Source organism: Hydrogenophaga sp. 2FB, assembly GCF_005503365.1.
Classification (GTDB): domain Bacteria; phylum Pseudomonadota; class Gammaproteobacteria; order Burkholderiales; family Burkholderiaceae_C; genus Hydrogenophaga.
This window is the reverse complement of sequence record NZ_SCML01000056.1, coordinates 1-21,240: the sequence shown is the minus strand read 5'-3', so window position 1 is coordinate 21,240 and position 21,240 is coordinate 1. Positions and strand designations below refer to the sequence as shown.

Here is a 21,240-nt window from a genome sequence, read left to right as displayed (position 1 = left end):
CCTGTTGTCAGAGTCAAGCCCGGAAGGGCCAGAGGTGGAAGAATCGCCGCACACGCCGCCAGACCTCAAGCAGTCCATGCGGCTCAAATACAAGGAAACCGATGATGAGCAGGCCGAAGACGACCTGCTGGACCGAGTTCAGAATCTCGGTGGCGCTGGGCGACCAGCGTGTGGCAACGCTCATCGCGGCCCGCAGCAGTTCGGGCACCAGGGTCATGAACACCGCTCCGAGGATCGTGCCGAGCAAGCTCCCGAGGCCGCCCACAATGATCACGGCGAGATAGAAGATGGACAGCGTGAGCGTGAAATACTCCGGCGTCATCGCGCGGTAGAAATAACCCAGCAACGCCCCCGCCACGCCCGCGTAGAACGAGCCAACGGCGAATGCCGCGAGCTTGTAGCGCAGCAGGTTGATGCCCAGCACCTCGGCGGAGATGTCCTTGTCGCGGATCGCGATGAAGGCGCGGCCCACGCGTGTGCGGAAGAGATTGCGCGCGGCCACCAGCAGCAACGCCGCCACCGGAACGATGAGGAAATACATCCGCTGGTCGTTCAGCAACTCGAAGCCGAACAGGCTGGCACTGGGCACGTTCACACCGCGCACACCGCCGGTGACGCTGTCCCATTCGCGGAACACATAGACCAGGATGAACTGTGTGGCCAGGGTCGCCACGGCCAGGTACAGGCCCTTGATGCGCAAGCTGGGCAGGCCCACCAGCAAGCCGAGCAACGCCGCCATGCCGCCAGCCAGTGGCAATGTCAGGAAGAACGGCATGCCGCGCTGTGCGAAGTAAGCCGCCGTGTAGCAGCCCACACCCATGAATGCGGCGTGACCGATCGATATCAGTCCGGTGTAGCCCGTCATGATGTTGAGCCCGGTGGCGGCGATCACGTGGATGCCCAGCATGCACGCCAGGCTCACGAAGTACCCGTTGACGCCAAACGGAAACAACAGCAACGCCGTTGCCAGCACACACAGCCAACCCCGCTGAACGGGCGTGGGCCAGATCGATTCGTCGTGCGCGTAGCTTTCGCGGAAGTCACCAATTCTCATACTCTACAACCTCTCGATTTGCCGCGTGCCGAAGAGGCCGTAGGGCCGAATCAGAAGGATCATCAGCACCGTCACATACGGCACGATGTCGCGCACCTTGCCGCCCAGGTAGCCCGCGGTGAGGCTCTCCAGCAGCCCCACGATGAGTCCCGCGACGATGGCGCCGGCGATGCTGTCCAGGCCGCCGAGGATGATGACGGCGAGCACGCCCAGAGCGGTCCCGCCGATCGCTGGCGAAAGGCTGGTGATGGATGCCACGATGATTCCCGCCACGGCGCCGACGACACCGGCAAACATCCAGGTCAGGCGCTGCGTGGCGCGCACGTCGATGCCCAGCACGTAGGCGGTGACGGGGTCGCTGGCCGCCGCACGCATGGAAATGCCCGTCTTCGAATACCGGAAGTACAGCGTGAAGGCCAGGATGATGAGCGCCGCCAGCACGAAGCTCCACAGGATCTGGCCCGGGATCATGACCTCACCGATGTGCAGGGGCGTGCGCGAGAGCAGCGTGGGCATCTCGTAGTTCTTGCCACCGCCCCAGACGACATCCACCCCGCCGGCGAGCGCGCTCGCGAGTCCGATGGTGGCCATCAACACCGAGATCACCGGTTGGCCCGACAGAGGCCGCAAGATCGTCCTCTCGATCAGCGCGGCGCAGGCGGCCACGGCGGCCAGCGACAGCAGCAACGCGGCGACCGTCGGCATGCCCCACATCACGTTGGCGGTATAGAAGAAGTAGGCGCCGAGCATCATGAACTCGCCCATCGCGAAGTTGATGACGCCCGTTCCCTTGTAGATCAGGACGAAGCCCAGCGCGATCATCGCCTGCAGGCCGCCCGCGAGGAGGCCCAGTGCGCTGAATTCGGCCAGCGCGATCCAGTCGAAATCGTTCATGCCGCCACCTTCTGCGCAGCCGTTTCACCGAGGTAGGCGCGCACCACCTCCGGGTTCGTTCGCACCTGTGCCGGCGTTCCCTGGCCGATGACCTGCCCGAAGTTCAGCACCACGACATGGTTCGAAATGTCCATCACCAGACCCATGTCGTGCTCGATCAGCAGCACGGTGATGCCCCACTGCTCCTGGACATCGAGAATGAAACGGGCCATGTCTTCCGTCTCCTCGCGGTTCATTCCCGCCACCGGCTCGTCCAGCATCAGCACCTTGGGCCGCATCGCCAGTGCGCGCGCCAGCTCCACGCGTTTCTGCAGGCCATACGACAGGCCAGCAACCGGCAAGTGCCGGATGTGATCGATCTCGAGGAAGTCGATCACGTCGCGCTCGATCTGACGCCGCAAGGCCATCTCTTCCCGCTGTGCCGAGCCGAAATACCACATCGCGGACAACGGGTTCGAGTGCAGGCGTGTGTGACCACCGAGCTTGATGTTGTCCAGCACCGTCATGCCACGAAACAACGCCACGTTCTGGAAAGTGCGTGCCAGGCCGAGCTCGGCGCGCCGGTGCGCGCTATGGCGTGTGACGTCCGTTCCCTCGAACGTCACGCAACCGTGCTGGGGTTTGTAGAAGCCGGAGATCGTGTTGAACAGGCTGGTCTTGCCCGCGCCGTTCGGACCGATGACGGCCGTGATCTCGCCTCGCCGCGCCGTCAGCGAAACGCCTGCCAGTGCCCGTATGCCGCCGAAACCCAGTTGCAGGTCGGCCACTTCAAGCAGCGGATTCTCCAGGAGGGGTGCATCGATGGACCTCATTCAACAGCAGTCGACGTCGTGTCAAAGCTGGCAGGCATCAACATGCCGCAACGCGTGTTGCAGGTTCTTCTCATTCTCACAGCGCAAGCCTCATGAAAAACGAACGATCGTTTGATATAAATTGAACGGTAACATACGACCGGACGCGCTGCAAGTTTTTTCAGAGCACTAGGCACGCGCCTGTTGGCGCGCCAGGAAGCTGCAGGTCGCCACCAGCAGATTGGCGCACTCGACCACGTTGCCCTCGATGCGGTGTCTTGGGCCGGCCACGGCCACGGCCAGCGTTTCGTTGTTGAGCGTGAGGAAGGCCGCCACCGCCCACACGTCGCTCACGTTCTCGCCGCGCGTCACGAAGTAGCCCATCTTTCGGCTCTCCAGCACATCCTGGACCAGTGCGTCGTGCCCGGTTTTCGTGGCGGGGGTGATGGGGGCCAGTTCCCGGCCTTCCAGCCAGGCCCGCAATTCCGGTTCCTTCAGGCTGCCCAACAAGGCCTTGCCAATGGAACTCGAATGCAGTGGCTTGAACTCCCCGGGCTTGGCTGAGTAGCGAATGGCGTGATGCCCCTCGATGACCTGGAGGTAGATGACGGAATCTCCCTGCCGCTTGCCGAGGATCACGGTTTCGCGGGTGGCGTCGCGCAAGCGTTCCAGCACCGGCGTGACATGTTCGATCAAGGGGTCCTTCGCAAACACGTCACGCATCACGTCATACATGCGCTTGGTGGGATAGAGGGCACGCGGTCGACTGAGCGTGTAGAGGTAGCCGCGCGCCATCAGCGTCGCGACGATGGCATGGCAGGTGCTCTTGGGAATGCCCACCACCTCTGACAGGTCGGTCAGCGACAGGGGCCGCTGGCTGGCCTGGAACGCTTCGAAGATGTCGATCATTCTCTCGATCGCCGTCACATTCACACCGGACATCGCGCTTCCTTCCATGCACGTCAACCCGCCGAAGTTCGGCCGGTTGAACAAATCGGGTTCATCCGCCCTGCTTTTCTTTCGCCACGGGATTATGTTCGAAATACCGAACGTTCGTTCTTGTCATTGGGCATGCGGGTTCTTAGCATCAGCACGCAACAACCCGATGGAGACAAGACACCGTGCAAACAAGCAAGGACATCACAGTGGAGGAGCAGGCCGGTGGCGTCGTGCGGATCACGATCGACCGGCCGCAGAAGCACAATGCGCTCGCCCGGGGCGTGCTCGCCGATCTGGGGCACGCCGTGGCAGCGGCTGGCGTGCGGCCGGACACACGCTTCATCGTTCTGACCGGCGCCGGTGAGCGGTTCTTCGCCGCGGGGGGCGATCTGGTCGAGCTGTCTTCGGTGCGCGACGCGTCCGCGACGATCGACATGGCCGAGCAATCGCGTGTGGCGCTCGACGCGGTGCGCACCTGCCCGGTGCCCGTGCTGGCGTACCTGAACGGCGACGCGATTGGCGGCGGCGCCGAACTGGCCCTGGCGTGCGACATGCGCATACAGGCCAGCCACGCGCGCATCGGCTTCATCCAGGCACGCCTGGCCATTTCGTCGGCATGGGGTGGTGGTCCGGATCTGTGCCAGCTGGTGGGCGGCGCGCGGGCCATGCGGATGATGGGCCGTGGCGAGCTGATCGACGCGCCACAGGCGCTGCAGTGGGGCCTGGCCGATGCGCTGTCCACCGATGGCCCCGCAGGCAAGGATGTGCAGGCGTTCCTGGAGCCCTTGCTCGCATGCGCACCCCAGGTGCTGCGCGGCATCAAGGCGCAGACCACGGCCTGGCGCCAGGGGGCTTCCTACGAGGCACGCCGCGCCGTCGAACGGCAGCAGGTGCTCAACACCTGGCTGCACGACGACCACTGGCGCGCGTCGGACAAGTTTCTGGCGAGGAGCGCGACATGAGCGGCATGAACCCGGGCGTGCCCGATATGGAACCCCAGCTGCGTCCCGTCAGCCCGAGCGGCATCGACGTGCCCGTGAGCGTGGGCCCCGAGGCCGTGCAGGCCGACCACGTCGGTGAGGCGGGCGCCTATCCCTTTACCCGCGGCATCTTCCCGGACGGCTACCAGGGCCGGCTCTGGACCATCCGCCAGTACTCGGGCTTCGGCACCGCCGAGGAAAGCAACGAACGCTACAAGTTCCTGCTGGAAAAAGGCCAGACCGGCCTGTCGGTCGCGCTGGATCTGCCGACCCAGTGCGGCCTTGACCCCGTGCACCCGATGGCGCGGCCGGAGATCGGCAAGGTCGGCGTGTCGCTGTCCAACCTGAGCGAAGCCGAAATCCTCTTCAAGGACCTGGACCTGTCGAAAATCTCGACCTCGTTCACGATCAACGGCACAGCCGCGATCGTCTACGCGATGTACCTCGCGGTGGCCGACAAGCAGAACGTGCCACGCGCCAAGCTCACCGGCACGATCCAGAACGACATCCTCAAGGAGTACGTCGCGCGCGGCACCTGGATCTTCCCGGTGCGCCCGTCGATGCGCCTGATCGCGGACTCGATCCTCTACTCCAACGACGTGTCACCGCGCTTCAACCCGATCAGCATCGCGGGCGCCCACGTGCGCGACGCCGGTGCGACGGCGGCCGAAGAGATGGCCTACACGCTGGCCAACGGCCTGGCCTACGTGGACGAGCTGCGCGCGCGCGGCGGCGATGTGGAGAAGTTCGCCAAGCGCCTGTCGTTCTTCTTCTACGTGCACATGGACTTCTTCGACGAGATCGCGAAGTTCCGCGCCGGTCGCCGGCTATGGGCGCGTCTGATGAAGGAGCGCTATGGCGTGCAGGATGCGAAGGCGCAGCACTTCCGCTTCGGCGTGGTGTGTGGCGGCTCCTCGCTGGTGGCGCCGCAGCCCTACAACAACGTCGTGCGCGTGGCGGTGGAAACGATGGCGGCGGTGCTGGGTGGCGCGCAGTCCATCTTCACCTGCGCGTTCGACGAAGCCTTCCAGATTCCCACCGAGTTCTCGGCCGAGTTGGCCGTGCGCACGCAACAGATCATCGCCTTCGAGAGTGGCATCGGGCGCACGGTCGACCCCCTCGGCGGCAGCTACTTCCTGGAGCAGCACACCGACCGGATGGAGCAGCATATCACCCAGGTGATGGGCGAGATCGATGCGTATGGCGGCGTGGTCCGCGCCATTGAAGACGGGTGGATCCAGTTGCGGCTCGCCGAGCGCGGGCTGGAGCGAAAGCTCGACACGGACTCGGGGCGCAACGTGATCGTTGGCCAGAACCACTTCAAGAAAGTGGACGAAGAGATCAAGGTCGGCGACGTGTTCACGCTCGATCCGACCGTGGCCCAGCGCGCGCTCGACAAGTACCAGCGGGTGCTCGACACGCGCGACCCGTCGGCGGTCGATCGGTCGCTGGCCAGGCTGTCCGCCGCGGCCGCCAAGGACCGCGAAAACATCATGCCCTACCTCGTGGAGTGCTGCCATGCCTACGCCACCGTCGGCGAAATGGTGGCACGCCTGAAAGAGCAATGGGGCGAATTCAAGGAACCGGTGAACCTATGAGCGCCCAGCACACCTCCGCCGCGTTGGCGGCCAAACGGATACTGATCGGCAAGCCCGGTCTTGACGGCCACGACATCGGCGCGAAGATCATCGCGCTGACGCTGCGCAACGCCGGCGCGGAAGTGATCTACACCGGTCTGCGCCGCAGCCCGCTGCAGATCGCCCAGGTCGCGGTGGACGAAGGTGTCGATGCGGTCGGTCTGAGCATTCTGTCGGGCAGCCACAAGGAACTCGTCGCCGATGTCATCGGACAGCTGCACGCGCTCAAGGCGCACGGCATCAAGGTCTTTGTCGGCGGCACCATCCCGGCCGAAGACCAGGCCTACCTGCGCGGGCTGGGCGTGGCGGCGGTGTTCACCGCCGACATGCACCTGGACGCCGTCGTCGATTCGTTGGCGAAGAGTCTGGCATGAGCGCGCCACTCGCCGGTATCCGGATCGTCGAGGTGGGCCACATGCTGGCCGGCCCGTATTGCGGCCTGATGCTGGCCGACATGGGCGCCGAGGTCATCAAGATCGAAACGCCCGATGGCGACATCGGCCGCACCGTCAGCCCGCACTTCGTGGGTCCGCACAACGCCTACTTCGCGAGCCTGAACCGCAACAAGAAAAGTGTCGTGCTCGACCTGGCGAGCGACGACGGACTCGCGGCGCTGGGCCGCATCGTCGAGACCTCGCACGCGCTGGTGACGAACCTGCGGCCCTCGGCGATCCGCAAGCTCGGCCTCACCTACGACACGCTGCGCAACTGGAACGAGCGCCTGGTGTGCGTGGCCCTGACGGGCTACGGCCTGGAGGGTCCCTATGCGGACAACCCGGCCTACGACTACGTCATCCAGGCCATGACCGGTGTGATGGCGCTGACGGGGGACCCGCAGGCGCCGCCCACCAAGGCCGGCTATTCCGCGGTCGACAACTCGGCGGGACTGGTCGCGGCGGTGGGCTTGCTGGCCAAGATCGTGCAAGGCCAGGGCGGCCAGGTCGACGTGGCGATGTACGACGTGATGCTCTCGCAGCTCAACTACCTCGCGGGCGCCGCGCTCAATGCCGGCGAGACCATCGAACGCCTGGCGGATTCGTCGCACCCCTACGTGGTGCCGGCGCAGATCTTCCCGACCACCGATGGCTGGCTCACGCTGTTCATCACGCACGACAAGTTCTGGAAGACCTTTTGCGACGAGATCGGTCACCCCGAGTGGGCGGTGGACCGCAAGTTCGCCACCATGGCCGGGCGCCGGACACACCGGGCCGAAGTCATCGCCGCCATTTCGACCGTGTTGCGCCAGGCCTCGGCGGCCGACTGGGTGCGCCGACTGGGCCCGCTGGGCATCGTGGTGGCCGAAGTCGGCACGTTGAACGCGGCGCTGCGCAGCGACATCGCCGCCGCGCGCGCGCTGATCGTGCCCCTGGGCGACGGCAGCCTGCCGCTGCAGGCCGTGGCCTGTCCGATCCGTTTCAACGGGTTCACGCCGGTCTACGGCCTGCCACCGCTGCTGGACGAACACGGTGACGCGGTGCTGGGAAGGGTCACGACGTGAGCACGACGCTGCCGCTGGATCGCTGGGCGCTGAGCCGCGCGCTGACGCGCATGGCCAACGCCAGCACGGCGGAGCTGGCGCGGTCCGCGCCATGCGCAGGGCCGGCGCACGCGGCCCACCGGATCGGCGTCACCGGGGCACCGGGCGCGGGCAAGAGCACCTTGGTCGGGCACCTGGCGCTGGAGCGCCTGGCCCACGGCCGGCTGGGCGTGTTGGCGGTCGATCCGAGCAGCCCGAAGAGTGGTGGCGCGATCCTGGGGGACCGCGTTCGCATGGACGATCTGGCCGGGTCGACGGAGCTCTACATCCGCTCCCTGGGCTCGCGCCGGACCTCCGACGGACTGGCCGACAACCTGCCCGAGATGCTGGACATCATGGACGCGTTCCGCTTTGACGAAGTGGTGCTCGAAACGGTGGGCGTCGGCCAGGCGGAGCACGCGGTGCGCGCACAGGTGGACACGTTGGTCCTGGTGCTGCTGCCCGAGAGCGGTGACACGGTGCAGGCCATGAAGGCGGGGATCATGGAGATGGCCGACATCTTCGTGGTCAACAAGTCGGACCTGCCCGGGGCGCAACGCATGGCCACGGACATTCAGCGCATCGCCGCGGTGACCCAGCGCCCCGAGGGCGCGTGGCGCGCACCGATTCTGCTGACCTCGGCCTCGCAGCCGGCTTCGATTCGCGCGCTGTCCGACGCGATCGACCAGCACCGGACCTGGCGCAACGCCGACCCGCGGCGGCGGCAGCACCTGCGCGCGCAACGCGCCCGCTACCGGCTCAGACGCCTGCTGGAGATGCGCGTCGCGGAAGCGATCGCGCTCCAGGCCGACGACTTTTTTGACACCCCCCGCGAGCAACAGCTGGCGGCGGTGTTGAACACAGTGCGCGTGGCGCTCGAACCCTGAACCCCCAGGAGCCGCCATGTTTCAACCGCTTCCATCGTCGGCACAGGGCGCTGCGCGCCCGGGCAGCCATGCGCCGGCGATCGATACCCGTGCCTCGGGTCCGGGACCGCCGCGCCAAGCGGCTGGTCGATGGAAAAGGATCGTTTGAATCAAAAACCAGGAGACAACCATGCGCAATTCTTCCCACAGCACCTTCTTCAGAAACATTCCGCGCCGGCACGTCTGCACCGCCGTCGCGGGCGCGGTGATGGCCATCGCGGCCAGCGTGCCCGCAGGGGCGCAGGTCAACGACGATGTCGTGAAGATCGGCGTGCTCGCGGACATGTCCGGCATCTACTCGGACATGGGTGGCAGCGGCATCGTCGAGGCCGTGAAGTTCGCCATCGCCGACATGGGCGGCACGATCAACGGCAAGAAGATCGAGATCGTGACGGCCAACCATTCGGCCAAGCCCGACATCGCGGCGACCACGGCGCGCGAATGGTTCGACACGCAGGGCGTGGACATGATCATCAGCGGCCCCAGTTCGGGCACCAGCCTGGCGATTGCCAAGGTGGCTGCGGAGAAGAAAAAGATCGTCATGGTGACCGGCGGCGTCGCGGCCCAGCTGACCAACGAAGAGTGCTCGCCGTACACGGTCCACTACCTGTACGACACGGTGGCCCTGGCGCGCGGCACCGGCACCGCGATGACCAAGCAGGGTGGCAAGAACTGGTACTTCATGACGGTGGACTACGCCTTCGGCGACTCCCTGGAAAAGGAGACCACGCAGGTCGTCAACGCCAACGGCGGCAAGGTGCTCGGCAGCGTGCGCCACCCGCTGTCGGCGTCCGACTTTTCGTCGTTCCTGTTGCAGGCGAAATCTTCCGGCGCGGATGTGCTGGGGCTGGCCAACGGCGGCGGCGACACGATCAATTCGATCAAGGCCGCCAGCGAGTTCGGCATCTCCAAGTCCATGAAGATCGCGGGCCTCATGCTGTTCATCACCGACGTGCATTCGCTCGGCCTCAAGCTCACCAGCGGCATCAACCTGACCGAAGCGTGGTACTGGGATTCGGACGACAAGTCGCGCAAATGGGCCGACCGCTTCCAGGACAAGATGAAGAAGAAGCCCACCAGCATGCAGGCGGCCAGTTATTCCGCGGCGTTTCACTACCTGAGCGCGGTCAAGCAACTCGGCTCGGACCAGGCGGACAACGTGATGGCGCAGATGCGCAAGGCCAAGATCAACGACATGTACACCCAGAACGGCGTCATCCGCGAGGACGGGCGCATGGTCCACGACCTGCGCCTCATGGAGATCAAGAGCGCCGCCACCTCCAAAGGCCCCTGGGACTACTACAAGCAGGTTCAGATGATTCCGGGCGACCAGGCCTTCGCGTCCAAGGCGGAGTCCAAGTGCAAGCTCTGGAAATGATGGAGAGGCCCTTCGGGTCTCCGAAGGGCTCATGTTTTTTGGCAACCACCCACCAGGAGAGATGAATCATGATGACATCAGCGAGCGAGAAAACCCACAGCAAAGTGACGGCGTCGGCGGGCGTTCGGGCGTCGATTGCGGACGGCAAGGATTTGCCGCTGCTCGACGTGGGCCCCTATCTGGCGGGCGCGCCCGGCGCGCTCGAACAACTGGCCGCGGACGTGAAGTGGATCCAGGAAAACCTGGGCTTCTTCGCGATCGTCAACCACGGCATCCCGCAGTCCCTGATCGACGAGGCGTTCCGTCAGACCGAGAAGCTGTTCGAGATTCCGATGGAGGAAAAGCTCAAGCACCGGGTCGGCGTCCACCACCAGGGCTACCTCCCACCCAAGTCCTCCATCCTGAAATCGACCGCGATCATGGAGAAGATCGCGGTCAATACCAAGAAGGACACCAACGCGGCCTGGCTGTTCATGCGCAACCGCAATGCCGACGACCCGAAGGTGCTGGCCAAGGTGCGGCACCGCGGGCTGAACCAATGGCCCGACAGCCTGCCCGAATTCAAGAAGGCGTTGTACGCGTACCAGACCGCCATGGAGCAGCTCTCGCTCAAGCTGCTGCCGATCTATGCGCGTGCGCTGGGCCTTCCCGCCGATTACTTCGAGAGCATGTTCAAGGCGCCGGAGTACTACCAGCGCTGCGCCTACTACCACCCCGAAGAGAAAATGGAAGAAGGCCAGTACGCGCTCGCGCCGCACTCCGACGGCAGCTTCCTGACGCTGCTGCCGATGACGCCGGTGCCGGGGCTGCAGGTGATGACGCCCTCGAAGGAGTGGCTCAAGGTCAGCTACGTCAAGGGCGCGTTGATCGTGAACACCGGGCAGGTGCTCAACCGCCTGTCCAACGACCGCTTCATTGCCACGCCACACCGTGTCGTCAATCCGCCGATGAAGCGCTACGCGCTGACCTTCTTCTTCTACCCGGACGACGACGCCAACGTAGGCCCGATCCCGGCGTGCATCGGCCCGGGCGAAAAGGCGAAGTACGACTCGCGCTCCTTCTACGACTTCTTCGTGCCCTACCTGGACGACCTCTACCACTACAACGACGCCAACTTCATGAAGGAAGTCGAGCCCGAAGGCGTGACCTCGAAGGCTTGAGGGATCGTCATCGGCGAAGGCATGACGCCCGCGCGGGCCAGGCCCGCGACGGACGCCATGCCATGGGCCCAACTTGAAGGAGCAATGCGTGAGCAAATTGTTGATCGACGGCGAATGGGTCGATGCACTCGAGGGCGACACCATCGACGTCATCGATCCCTGCAGCGGGCAGGTGTTTGAAAAGATCGCCAGGGGCCGCGCCGCGGATGTCGACCTCGCGGTGGCCGCGGCGCGCCGTGCGCTGGATGGCCCCTGGGGCCGCATGACGGCCACGGAGCGCGGCCGCATCATGCTGCGCCTGGGGCAGCTCATCCTCGACCATGGCGAGGAACTGGCGCAGCTGGAGGCCCGCGACACCGGCAAGCCCATGTCCGTGGCGCGCGCGGACGCCAAGGCGGTGGCGCGTTACTTCGAGTTCTATGGCGGCGCGGCCGACAAGATCCTCGGCCAGACCATTCCCTACCTGAATGGCTACAACGTGAGCGTTGTGCGCATTCCCCATGGCGTCACGGCCCACATCATTCCGTGGAACTACCCCGCGCAGATGATGGGCCGCACGCTCGCGCCCGCGCTGGCCATGGGCAATGCGGCCGTGGTGAAGCCCTCCGAGGACGCATGCCTGAGCGCCTTGAAGCTCGCCGAGCTGGCCATGCTCGCGGGGCTGCCACCGGGTGCGCTGAACATCGTGACTGGCTACGGCACCGAGGCCGGCGCGGCCTTGACGGCGCATCCTGGCATCAACTTCGCGACGTTCACCGGCTCGCCCGAGGTGGGCGTGCAGGTGCAGCAGTCCACCGCGCGCCACCACGTTCCCTGCGTACTCGAGCTCGGCGGCAAGTCGCCCCAGATCGTGTTCGACGACGCGGACCTGGCCAAGGCCGCGCCCATCATCGTCAAGGCCATCGTGCAGAACGCCGGCCAGACCTGCTCCGCCGGCAGCCGCCTGCTCGTGCAGAAAGGCATCTACGACCGCTTCGTCGCGACGATCAGCGCCAGCTTCGAGGCGCTGAAAGTCGGCACCCCGGCCATGGACCTCGACTGCGGTCCGATGATCAACGCCAGGCACCACCAACGGGTGAGCGCCTTCATCGCCGACGCCGTCGCCATGGGCGTGCCCAAGCTGGCCGAAGGCAGCCTGGCGCCCGGGATTCCCGGCGAAGGCTACTTCGTCAAGCCGGTCCTCTTTGGCCCCGTGCCGCGCGACCACCGCCTGGCGTGCCAGGAGGTGTTCGGCCCGGTGCTGTCGGTCATGCCGTTCACCGACGAAGACGACGCGGTGCAACTGGCCAACGCCACGGACTACGGCCTCGTGGCCGGCGTCTGGACCGAGAACGGCAGCCGCCAGGCGCGCATGGCGCAGCGCATTGCCAGCGGACAGGTCTTTGTCAATTGCTACGGCGCGGGTGGGGGCGTCGAGCTGCCGTTCGGCGGCGTCAAGAAAAGCGGCTATGGCCGCGAGAAAGGGCTGCTCGCCCTGGAAGAGATGAGCACCACCAAAACCATCGTTCAGCACTACGAATAAGGAAGACAACCATGTCCAGATTGAGCAACAAGATCGCGATCGTCACCGGCGCAGGCAGCGGCTTCGGCGCGGCGATCGCGCGGGCCTACATCCAGGAGAACGCGAAGGTGGTCCTGGCCGACGTCAACCTCGAAGCCGCCAAAAGCGTGGCTGCGGCCTTGGGCGACAACGCGAGCGCCGTCGCTTGCGACGTGACCCGCTTCGACCAGGTGCAGGCCATGGTCCGCCATTGCGTGGAACGCTTCGGCGCGCCCAGCATCGTCGTCAACAACGCCGGCACCACGCACCGCAACCAGTCGATGCTGGAGGTGGACGAAGACACGTTCGACCGCGTGTTCGCGGTCAACGTGAAGTCGATCTACCACATGACGCGTGCGGTGGTCCCGCTGATGAAGGAGCAGAAGCAGGGTGGCGTGATCATCAACGTGGGCTCTGTCGGCGGCATCCGTCCGCGCCCAGGCCTCACCTGGTACAACAGCTCGAAGGGCGCGGTGAAGGTCATGACCAAGTCGATGGCCGTCGAGCTCGCGCCGGACGACATCCGTGTCAACCTCATTTCGCCGGTCATGGCGCCCACAGGCCTTCTCACGGAGTTCATGGGTGTGGCGGACACCGCCGAGAACCGGGCCCGCTTCGTCTCGACGATTCCCCTGGGAAGGATGTGCGACCCGGTCGACGTGGCGAACACCGCGACGTTCCTGGCCAGCGATGAAGCGCGCTTCCTGACCGGCGTCGAGATGCCGGTGGACGGCGGGCGCTCGATCTGACGGCGGTCTGCGCCGTACCGTCAAGCCCGCGGCCTTGCGCCGGTCACCCTAGGTGGATGATCGGCCATCCTGGGTGTCTCTTACCAGCCCCACAAATTTGCGCGCCAGCACGCGCGGGGAATCGCGGCCCTCGGTGTTGAACCACAGCGCCGCCCAGTTGAGCGCGCCAATGAGCATCAAACGAAGGGCTCGCTTGTCGGTGCCGGCGGCGAGCGGCAGCTGCGCCACGGCCTGGCGAAAGACCTGTTCGTAGCTTTCGCGCAATTCCCGCAAGCGATCCGCCGCTTGTGGAATGTCGTCGGGCAGGACGCGGATCAGGACCTGGGCGTAGTCGCTGTCGCGCAGAACGGCCTCCAGGTGGGCCCGACACAGCGCCTCCAGGCGGGCCCACGGGTCCGTTTCCTTGGCAACGGATTCGGTGGCCGCGCTCTGCAACTCCAGCACACCAGCGCTATAGACCGCGATCAGCAACTCCTCCTTCGAGGGAAAGTGGTAGTAGAGCGAGCCCGGCAACATCTTGACTTCAACAGCAATGTCTCGCATGGAGGTCGCGGCATAGCCGTGGCGCGCGAACAGGCGCGCCGCCGCATTCAACAGTTCAGGCAATCGGTTGTCGGCTCGGGGTGATCGGGTCCGTGCGGATGTCGGCATAAAGAGCGACCGTTCGTATGTAAAGAGTGAGGCTGGGCGGAAATGCCGTCAACGAGGCGGATTTTGAGGTGATTTTCGGCCAGATTCGGATTTGACCTGTCTGGAGCGCCCCCGCGGCTGGGCCACCGGATCGGATCGCCTCCTTGCCTAGGGTGTTCCCGGATAAAAATCGCCTAATTATTTCTATTTCAGCAACGTTATGATGATTTTTTTCGTATTTATCTTATGAATCAGAAACTTTAAAGTTCACCCCATCGATGCACGCAAACCTTCCGCAGAGGCATCGAAGCCGGCCAGACCGCACGACGGACCGACCGGAATGTTTCAACCTTCCAAAAGGAAATTGTCATGAATACCCGCCTGTCTCTGTCAGTTGTCGCACTCGCTCTCTCCTCCCTCGTTGCCGGCCACGCCATGGCCGCTGACGCTTCCGTGGGCAAGACCCGCGCCGAAGTGAAGGCCGAACTGGCCCAAGCCATCCGCAGTGGCGATCTGATCGCCGACGGCGCGACCGGCCAGCGCTACAACGAACTCTCGCCCCAGCTCTACGCTCAGCCTCAAGCCGTGGTCGCATCCAAGAGCCGTGCCGACGTGAAGGCCGAACTGGCCCAAGCCATCCGCAGTGGCGATCTGATCGCCGACGGCGCAACGGGCCAGCGTTACAACCAGCTGACCCCTGCCCTGTACGCCGCCGAAGCTGTTGTGGCTGACGCCGCTCCTGCCGTGGGCAAGACCCGCGCACAAGTGAAGGCCGAGCTGGCCGAAGCCATTCGCAACGGTGACCTGGTCGCCGACGGCGCGACCGGCCAGCGCTACAACGAGCTGTACGCCACCAGCTACTCGCAGCAGGTGCTTGCCAAGAGCCCGGCGCGTGACGACGTGCGCGCCGAGCGCGTGGAATCGCGCAGCAGCAACGGTGGCTGACCGCCGAGCGGATGGTGCGCGTCAAAACTGACGCGCGCTCAGTCCACCTGGGGGCTGCTGACGAAAGTCAGCAGCCTCTTCTTTTTTGGCGTTGGGCATGAGCGCCATGTGTTTGGCGACCCAGGCCAATGCACGGCTTTGCCATCGTTCAGCTTATGGCAACTGGCATTCGCATCGATCCGCTACGACGTGTGAGGGTGACCAAGTCAGGTCGTTATTTGCGTCCATCTTGGACTAATTCATGCTGCATGTGCCCAGTCGCGGGCCCATTGCGGATTACTTGTTGACCGGTTCGCGCATGGTCACGAACTCCTCCGCCGCGGTCGGGTGGATGCCGATGGTGCTGTCGAACACCGCCTTGGTCGCGCCGGCTTTGAGGGCGACCGCAAAACCCTGGGCGATCTCGCCCGCGTCGGCACCGACCACCAGAAACGTGCAGGCATCTGCTTCGGTGCGGCTGGTGGCCATTGAAATCTCCTGAATGCGTGGGGTTTGTAGAGCGAAGAGTGGGGCGGCGTTGGCCATGGCGCCAAGCCCATCGCTGTCAAGAAGCGATGGGCAGGCGCCACGGCCGCAGTGGCAGTCTTCAAGGAACCTGGCGGCCGGTGTTGCCACCAGGTTGGTTGCGTCCGCCCGTGTTGGCGTCGTCTTGCTGGATGGAGGGATTGACGGTGCTGCGGCCTTGCTGGTCCGAGCCGCCGGGGTTGCTTTGCTCGCTTTGATCACGGGAGCCGCTCTGATCGCCTTGTTGACCTTGGCGCTGGTTCTGGCCTTGTTGGCCTTGCTGGTTCTGACCCTTCTGACCCTTCTGGCCCTGTTGGTCTTGCTGGTTCTGGCCCTGTTGGCCCTGCTGGTTTTGTTGGGACGGATCGCGTGGGGTATTCGATGCCATGAGGTTCTCCTGGGTGGGTTGAAAACGTTGCCTCGACCCGGTGGGTCTGGCGCTTCACATTGGCAAGCTGTGTGCCTGAGACGGTTTTGAACACGCGCTGACGGCGTGCCGGTTCCATCGAATGCGGCCTTCGCTGGAACCACTGTGTGCGGCCACGCGCGCACTGCCGTCGGCCACGAACAAGGGGTTCGGTGTATCAGCCAACGCCGGCCGGGACAGGAAGATCAGCAGCGCGGCGAACGCCACCAGCAACAGGATGACCAGCACCCACGTCACGAGCGAACGGGATCGCGCCTCTTGTTTCTTCATGCCTGCACCTGCGGCTCGGGGGCTTTGCGGTTGGTGCGCGGGTTGTGGCCCATCACCGTAACGCCGGTGTCGTGCGTGGTCTGGTCGGGGCGGGGCATGCCGACGCTGGCGCGCGCGGATCGGGCGCGGATGAGCTGCGCGAGTGAGCGCGTGGCGAACGTGCGTCCCGCATCGTGCGAGGCGAGTGCATCGAGGCTTTCGCGGTACAGCGCGGCCGGGGTGAGACCGAGCTGGTGGTCCTGCTCGGGCATGCCGGGCTCGGTTGGCGGCTGCAGGTAGAGGCGGGCGCCCTGGCCCACGACGTGCACGGCACCACCCACGCCCACCCATTGCAGCCAGGCACGGCTGTCGTGGCGCGTCATCGCGTGGCCCCCGGTGCCGGCACTTCGCCGGCTTCCATGTGAGGGTTGCTGTCGGTCATGGGTTTGTCTCTGCTGTTGTGATGGGGCGCTGGTGACCAGGGCAAGTGGCATGCCCTGCGGGCGCGCAGTTCCCATTTCGTCCGTTGAGGAGAGAAAGAAATATTTGCAGCAACTGCTGCCGTCGCTCCTGCGCGCCATGCCGCACAGGCGAAGGTGGTCTGGATGCGGCACGGAACACCGCAACACGGCATGCGGCATGCGCCTTGCCCACCCCGTGCGGCAATTCCGGCGGGCGCGTGCTATGCGGTGTGATCGAGGCGGGGTAGCCGGGTGCGGTCGTGCGGCGCATCTAGCGATACCAGCGCGCCTGTCCCCAGGGCCGGGTGTCGCTCTTGAGGATGTCGCGCATGTAGGCCAGCGCCGCTTCTTTTTTCTCTGGCGACTCGGCGGCCGTGCAGTCTTCGGGCGCGTGCACCGACAAGCGCCGGAGAAATGCGTCCGCGGCGCTCAACTGGATGCAGATGTCCGTGGCCAGGCCCGCCATGATCAGGGAGCGGGCACCGATCTTGTCCAGGATGATGTCCAGCGGAGTGCCGAAGAACGCGGAATGCATGGGCTTGAGCACCGTCAGGTCACCGCGTTGGGGACGCAGCAGCCGCGCGATCGACGCGCTGGCACTGTTGCCCTTGCTCAGCCGGACCACCATCGACTGGAAGTCGGAGCGCCAGCGGCCAAAGTTGTCGTTGGCGTAAATCACCGGAATGCCGGCCGCGCGTGCCGCGCGTGCCAGCCGGGCGGCTGCCTTGGCCGCGGCCAACGCGGGTGCGGCCAGGTCTTGCGCCTCCGGAAAATCCAGTGGATTGATGAAGTCGATCAGCAGCAGCGCGCGCCGGCTTCGCGGCAGATCGATGTCATCCACGGTCGCCGCTCCGGTGCGTGACCGGGTCTGAAGACACCTTCAGCACGCTGATCCCGCCATCGGCCTCCAGAAAGGCGTATTTCATGTCCTCCAGCTTGCAGTCGGCCTCGCGCAGCGCCCGCTCCACGTCCATCATCGGCACGTGGTTTCTTTTGATAATGGCCGCATACATCCGGCCGTCCCGCCCGATGAGCACCGGCGCACCTTCGACCAGCCGCTGCAACCGCCCGCTGCGTGCGCTCATCACGGCGACCACAACGTTGAGCGCGATCAAGGTGACCGCCGCGAGCAAGCCACCGGTGACGGAATCTTCCTGGCCACTGAGCCCGGCAGACACCGATTCGCTCAACAGCATGACGACCAGCAAATCGAACGGCGTGAACTGGCCGACCGTGCGCTTGCCGGAGACGCGCACCAGCACCAGCAACACCAGATAGATGATGGCCGCCCTGGCGGGGGTCTCCCACCAGGGGCTGGACAGCGCGAACATTCGACACCTCGCCTTGCATGGTTGAACGTGCTGTTCGAGCAATCGGCGCGCCTGCCATTCCCATGCCGAGAGCGCCAAGTGTCCTTCCATGCCATGTCTTTTGCGGCAAATTTTTCTGGCGTGTCCATCTGCGGCACATCCTTCAGTGTGGCGATCGCCGCCCGTGTGTGCCATGACGAACAGTCGGATCCACCACCAGTCGGCAACATGGCGACCAGGATCACCTGGACGGAGAGGTCACGATGGATGTGCTCGATGCGCTGCAATGGCCCGCCATGCTGGTCACGCTGCTGGCCTCCTGGTTGATCGCCTCACGCCATACCGGCCGGCGCAACGCCGGCTTCTGGCTGTTTCTGGCCAGCAATGTTCTGTGGATGGTCTGGGGCTGGCATGTGGATGCGCACGCGCTCATTGCCTTGCAGGTGGGCCTGGCGATCCTGAACATGCGCGGCGCCAGGAAAACCGGAAACTGACGCGATGCCGGCGCGACTGCATTACGTACAGGACGATGCACCCGGATGGAGGCGGGTGCGGCGAGGGCGCGGTTTCGCCTATGTGACGCCGAAGGGCCTGGCGATACGCGATGCCGCGCAGGTCGAGCGGATACGGCGGCTGGCGATTCCGCCCGCGTACACCGAGGTCTGGATCTGCCCCAGTCCACGGGGCCATTTGCAGGCCACGGGCCGCGATGCGCGCGGCCGCAAGCAGTACCGCTATCACCCCAACTGGCAGGCCCAACAGGAACAGCACAAGTTCGACCGCATGCGCGCGTTCGGCCGCAGCCTGCCGCGCATCCGCCGCGCGGTGTCACGCGATCTGCGGCGCCGCGAGCTGACGCAGGACACGGTGGTCGCGGCGATTGTCCGGCTGCTGGACCGCACCGCGCTGCGCGTGGGCAACGCCGAGTACGCCGCCCAGAATGGCTCGTTCGGTCTCACCACGCTGCGCGACCGCCATGTACGCTTGCGCGCGAACGAACTGGTGATCGGCTTCAAGGGAAAAAGCGGGGTGGAGCAAAAGGCCAGGCTGACCGACAAGGCCACGGCCCGCATCGTGCAGCGTTGCCAGGACCTGCCTGGGCAGCAACTCTTCCAGTATCTCGACGACGAAGGACGACGGCACCAGGTGCGCTCCCATCACGTCAACGACTACCTGCGCCGTGTGAGCGGCCATGACTTTACGGCCAAGGACTTCCGCACGTGGCACGCGAGCGTGCTCGCACTCGAACTCACGGCGGGACTGGATGCGTCGACCGATGCGGTGCCTTCCCGTCGGACGGTTGTGGACGTGGTGCGCGAGGTGGCCAGGGAGATCGGCAACACGCAGGCGGTGTGCCGTCGGTTCTATATTCATCCGGCGGTGCTGGAGACGATGCTGCATGGGCCAACGCCAGAACACGCCACTCCTTCGTCCGGCACCACCGAAAGTGCGCTGTTGCGCCTTCTGGCGCGCAAGAAGGCCTAGGCGCCTGACTGACGCCGCTGACAGTCCTTCTTTTCTAGCCACCTCGTTCGAAGGCCGAAACTAAGTCAGTTGACAGTTTTTGGAGATATCGAGGTTAGGGGGAAAAGCCTGACAGTTTTTATTTATACGATCACAACTGTTCTGACCAAATAAAGTCGAAAACTCACAAATAAAGTCGAAAACTGGTCGACGACCTTCGCTCACACCCTGGTGATCGTCCGCGATGCAGCGGCTGCTGTCGGTGCGTGCTGGCGGGCGTACTCACGCTGACTGTCCCGAAGCGGCTGTTAGGTATTGCCGGCCGGCGATGGCCCGAATGGCGCCTTTTGAACCCTAGAAATGAGATCTGTTGGGGAACAGGTCAAGCGTCTTACTTTGCCTCTGAAAGCTGCGCCGCAAAGGGCGGGTCAGCCCTTGGGGAGTGGAAGGGTGAGCACGCCACGCTGTTGGAGTTGCTGCAGCTGATCGTCTTCCATCGCGAGCAGCCGCTGTAGCACCTCGCGGGTGCCTTCGCCCAGCGTGGGCGGTGCGTGGCGAATCGGAAGCCGTTGTCCGTCCAGGCGGTACGGCGGTGCAAACACCGGCATGGTGCCGGCCACCGGGTGCGGCATGTCGCGTACCAGGCCACCACGGCGTGTGCGTTCGCTGGTCAAGGCCTCGTGCAAGCCGGCCACTTTACCGCAGGGAATTCCCGCTGCCGTCATCCGCTCCAGTAGCACGTCGCGCTCAAGTTCGCGGATCCGCATCGTGAGCAATGGCACCAGTTCGAGGCGGTTGCGGGCGCGCTCGACGTTGGTCGCGAAGCGTAGGTCTTCGACAATATCTGGACGCTCGATCACTTGACGGCAGAACTTTTCGAACTGCGCGTTGTTGCCCACGGCAATGATCAACGGCCCATCTGCAGCCTCGAACAGCCCATAGGGAACGATCGAAGGGTGGGCGTTGCCGTAGCGCGCCGGGTCATGGCCCAGCTGCATCGCGTCCAGCCCGTAGTAGCCCGTGACCATGAGGCCGCAGTCGTACAGAGCCATCTCAATGAGCCGCCCTTTGCCCGTGCGTTCTCGGCGGAACAGGGCCGCCAGCACGGCCTGCGCCGCGTACATGCCGGTCATTAGATCTACCACGGCCACGCCGAATTTCAGGGGTGCCTGATCCGCTTCGCCATTAAGCGCCATGAGGCCGGCCTCGCCCTGGATCACCAGGTCGTAGCCAGGACGTGTCGCCTCGGGACCGCTGGTGTCGTATCCAGCTACCGCGCAATAGACCAGACCGGGCCTCAACGTCTTGAGCTGTTCGTAACCCACGCCCAACTTCTCGGCTCCACCGGTCTTGAAGTTGTGCAGCACCACATCAAACTGCGGCAGCAGGTCGTAGACGATCTGCAACCCTTCCTTGCTCTGGAGGTCCAGCGTGATGGAGCGCTTGTTGCGGTTCATGCTGTTGTAGTACGTGGTCTCGGTCTTTCCGATGCGCATGCCCCAGTCGCGCGTGTCGTCGCCGCGGCCCGGGTGTTCTACTTTGATGACCTCGGCGCCGAAATCGGCCAGCACCTGACCGCACATCGGCCCCGCGAACACGCGCGAGAGATCGAGTACGCGCACGCCGTCGAGCGGAAAGTCGATGTCCTGGGACTGTTCAGCAGAAGTGGCCATGCTCATGTTTTCT

General features: G+C 64.9%; 23 protein-coding genes and 1 pseudogene. 12 read left to right on the top strand and 12 right to left on the bottom strand.

Going from position 1 to position 21,240, the window contains the following annotated elements:
- Window positions 1-13 precede the first annotated feature (13 nt).
- From FFS09_RS24920 to FFS09_RS24905, 4 genes are all read right to left on the bottom strand, one after another.
- Window positions 14-1,054 carry a branched-chain amino acid ABC transporter permease gene (locus tag FFS09_RS24920; protein ID WP_137921636.1) on the bottom strand — a complete coding sequence of 347 codons (1,041 nt, stop codon included), beginning with the start codon at window positions 1,052-1,054 and terminating at the stop codon, window positions 14-16.
- 3 nt (window positions 1,055-1,057) lie between these two features.
- Complete coding sequence (locus tag FFS09_RS24915) at window positions 1,058-1,948, bottom strand: branched-chain amino acid ABC transporter permease (RefSeq protein WP_137921635.1); 891 nt, start codon at window positions 1,946-1,948, stop codon at window positions 1,058-1,060.
- Window positions 1,945-2,760, bottom strand: a complete 816-nt coding sequence (locus FFS09_RS24910) for an ABC transporter ATP-binding protein (protein WP_137921634.1) — start codon at window positions 2,758-2,760, stop codon at window positions 1,945-1,947. The genes FFS09_RS24915 and FFS09_RS24910 overlap by 4 nt, the downstream gene beginning before the upstream one ends.
- 168 nt (window positions 2,761-2,928) lie before the next feature.
- Window positions 2,929-3,681: an IclR family transcriptional regulator gene (locus tag FFS09_RS24905; protein ID WP_137921633.1), complete on the bottom strand. Its 753-nt coding sequence runs from the start codon at window positions 3,679-3,681 to the stop codon at window positions 2,929-2,931.
- A gap of 179 nt (window positions 3,682-3,860) precedes the next feature.
- On the opposite strand from FFS09_RS24905, the gene FFS09_RS24900 reads away from it, so the two are divergent.
- The 9 genes from FFS09_RS24900 to FFS09_RS24860 all read left to right on the top strand — a co-directional run bounded on the left by FFS09_RS24900 (window position 3,861) and on the right by FFS09_RS24860 (window position 13,564).
- Window positions 3,861-4,640, top strand: coding sequence for an enoyl-CoA hydratase/isomerase family protein (locus FFS09_RS24900; protein ID WP_137921632.1), 780 nt, complete (start codon window positions 3,861-3,863; stop codon window positions 4,638-4,640).
- Entirely contained in the window at window positions 4,637-6,256 is a 1,620-nt protein-coding gene (locus tag FFS09_RS24895) for an acyl-CoA mutase large subunit family protein (protein ID WP_212745152.1), read from the top strand. Before FFS09_RS24900 ends, FFS09_RS24895 begins: the two co-directional genes overlap by 4 nt.
- A complete protein-coding gene (locus FFS09_RS24890; RefSeq protein WP_171020171.1) occupies window positions 6,253-6,669 on the top strand; it encodes a cobalamin-dependent protein in 417 nt (138 codons plus the stop codon). Before FFS09_RS24895 ends, FFS09_RS24890 begins: the two co-directional genes overlap by 4 nt.
- On the top strand, window positions 6,666-7,793 hold the full coding sequence (locus FFS09_RS24885) for a CaiB/BaiF CoA transferase family protein (protein ID WP_137921630.1): 1,128 nt from the start codon (window positions 6,666-6,668) through the stop codon (window positions 7,791-7,793). The genes FFS09_RS24890 and FFS09_RS24885 overlap by 4 nt, the downstream gene beginning before the upstream one ends.
- Complete coding sequence (locus tag FFS09_RS24880) at window positions 7,790-8,698, top strand: ArgK/MeaB family GTPase (protein ID WP_252374508.1); 909 nt, start codon at window positions 7,790-7,792, stop codon at window positions 8,696-8,698. The genes FFS09_RS24885 and FFS09_RS24880 overlap by 4 nt, the downstream gene beginning before the upstream one ends.
- Before the next feature lie 169 nt (window positions 8,699-8,867).
- Window positions 8,868-10,115, top strand: coding sequence for an ABC transporter substrate-binding protein (locus FFS09_RS24875; protein WP_137921629.1), 1,248 nt, complete (start codon window positions 8,868-8,870; stop codon window positions 10,113-10,115).
- A gap of 68 nt (window positions 10,116-10,183) precedes the next feature.
- Window positions 10,184-11,275: an isopenicillin N synthase family dioxygenase gene (locus tag FFS09_RS24870; protein WP_252374507.1), complete on the top strand. Its 1,092-nt coding sequence runs from the start codon at window positions 10,184-10,186 to the stop codon at window positions 11,273-11,275.
- An 88-nt stretch (window positions 11,276-11,363) separates the two neighbouring features.
- Window positions 11,364-12,797 carry an aldehyde dehydrogenase family protein gene (locus FFS09_RS24865; protein WP_137921628.1) on the top strand — a complete coding sequence of 478 codons (1,434 nt, stop codon included), beginning with the start codon at window positions 11,364-11,366 and terminating at the stop codon, window positions 12,795-12,797.
- Window positions 12,798-12,808: 11 nt separating this feature from the next.
- On the top strand, window positions 12,809-13,564 hold the full coding sequence (locus FFS09_RS24860; protein ID WP_137921627.1) for an SDR family oxidoreductase: 756 nt from the start codon (window positions 12,809-12,811) through the stop codon (window positions 13,562-13,564).
- Window positions 13,565-13,612: 48 nt separating this feature from the next.
- On the opposite strand, the gene FFS09_RS24855 is transcribed toward FFS09_RS24860, so the two are convergent.
- Window positions 13,613-14,170 carry a TetR/AcrR family transcriptional regulator gene (locus FFS09_RS24855; protein WP_171020170.1) on the bottom strand — a complete coding sequence of 186 codons (558 nt, stop codon included), beginning with the start codon at window positions 14,168-14,170 and terminating at the stop codon, window positions 13,613-13,615.
- Between the two features lie 393 nt (window positions 14,171-14,563).
- On the opposite strand from FFS09_RS24855, the gene FFS09_RS24850 reads away from it, so the two are divergent.
- Window positions 14,564-15,139, top strand: coding sequence for a DUF4148 domain-containing protein (locus FFS09_RS24850; RefSeq protein WP_137921625.1), 576 nt, complete (start codon window positions 14,564-14,566; stop codon window positions 15,137-15,139).
- 276 nt (window positions 15,140-15,415) lie between these two features.
- On the opposite strand, the pseudogene FFS09_RS24845 reads toward FFS09_RS24850, so the two are convergent.
- From FFS09_RS24845 to FFS09_RS24820, 6 genes and pseudogenes are all read right to left on the bottom strand, one after another.
- Window positions 15,416-15,565 (bottom strand): annotated as a pseudogene (locus FFS09_RS24845) (oxidoreductase dimerization domain-containing protein); the annotation flags it as partial.
- Between the two features lie 160 nt (window positions 15,566-15,725).
- Window positions 15,726-16,031, bottom strand: coding sequence for a hypothetical protein (locus FFS09_RS24840; RefSeq protein ID WP_137921624.1), 306 nt, complete (start codon window positions 16,029-16,031; stop codon window positions 15,726-15,728).
- Between the two features lie 54 nt (window positions 16,032-16,085).
- A complete protein-coding gene (locus FFS09_RS24835; protein WP_137921623.1) occupies window positions 16,086-16,340 on the bottom strand; it encodes a hypothetical protein in 255 nt (84 codons plus the stop codon).
- Window positions 16,337-16,702 (bottom strand): hypothetical protein, encoded by a 366-nt coding sequence (locus FFS09_RS24830; RefSeq protein WP_137921622.1) that lies wholly within the window; start codon window positions 16,700-16,702, stop codon window positions 16,337-16,339. The genes FFS09_RS24835 and FFS09_RS24830 overlap by 4 nt, the downstream gene beginning before the upstream one ends.
- A 349-nt stretch (window positions 16,703-17,051) precedes the next feature.
- Entirely contained in the window at window positions 17,052-17,621 is a 570-nt protein-coding gene (locus FFS09_RS24825) for a cysteine hydrolase family protein (protein WP_137921621.1), read from the bottom strand.
- The gene (locus FFS09_RS24820) at window positions 17,614-18,111 is read right to left on the bottom strand and encodes a DUF421 domain-containing protein (protein WP_137921620.1); all 498 of its coding nucleotides are present in this window, start codon (window positions 18,109-18,111) and stop codon (window positions 17,614-17,616) included. Before FFS09_RS24820 ends, FFS09_RS24825 begins: the two co-directional genes overlap by 8 nt.
- Before the next feature lie 242 nt (window positions 18,112-18,353).
- On the opposite strand from FFS09_RS24820, the gene FFS09_RS24815 reads away from it, so the two are divergent.
- Both FFS09_RS24815 and FFS09_RS24810 read left to right on the top strand, forming a co-directional pair.
- Entirely contained in the window at window positions 18,354-18,584 is a 231-nt protein-coding gene (locus tag FFS09_RS24815) for a hypothetical protein (RefSeq protein ID WP_137921619.1), read from the top strand.
- A 4-nt stretch (window positions 18,585-18,588) separates the two neighbouring features.
- Window positions 18,589-19,575: a DNA topoisomerase IB gene (locus tag FFS09_RS24810; RefSeq protein ID WP_137921618.1), complete on the top strand. Its 987-nt coding sequence runs from the start codon at window positions 18,589-18,591 to the stop codon at window positions 19,573-19,575.
- Between the two features lie 407 nt (window positions 19,576-19,982).
- Here FFS09_RS24810 and FFS09_RS24805 read toward each other — a convergent pair whose 3' ends face one another.
- Window positions 19,983-21,233, bottom strand: coding sequence for a CaiB/BaiF CoA transferase family protein (locus FFS09_RS24805; protein WP_502703760.1), 1,251 nt, complete (start codon window positions 21,231-21,233; stop codon window positions 19,983-19,985).
- Between the last annotated feature and the right edge of the window lie 7 nt (window positions 21,234-21,240).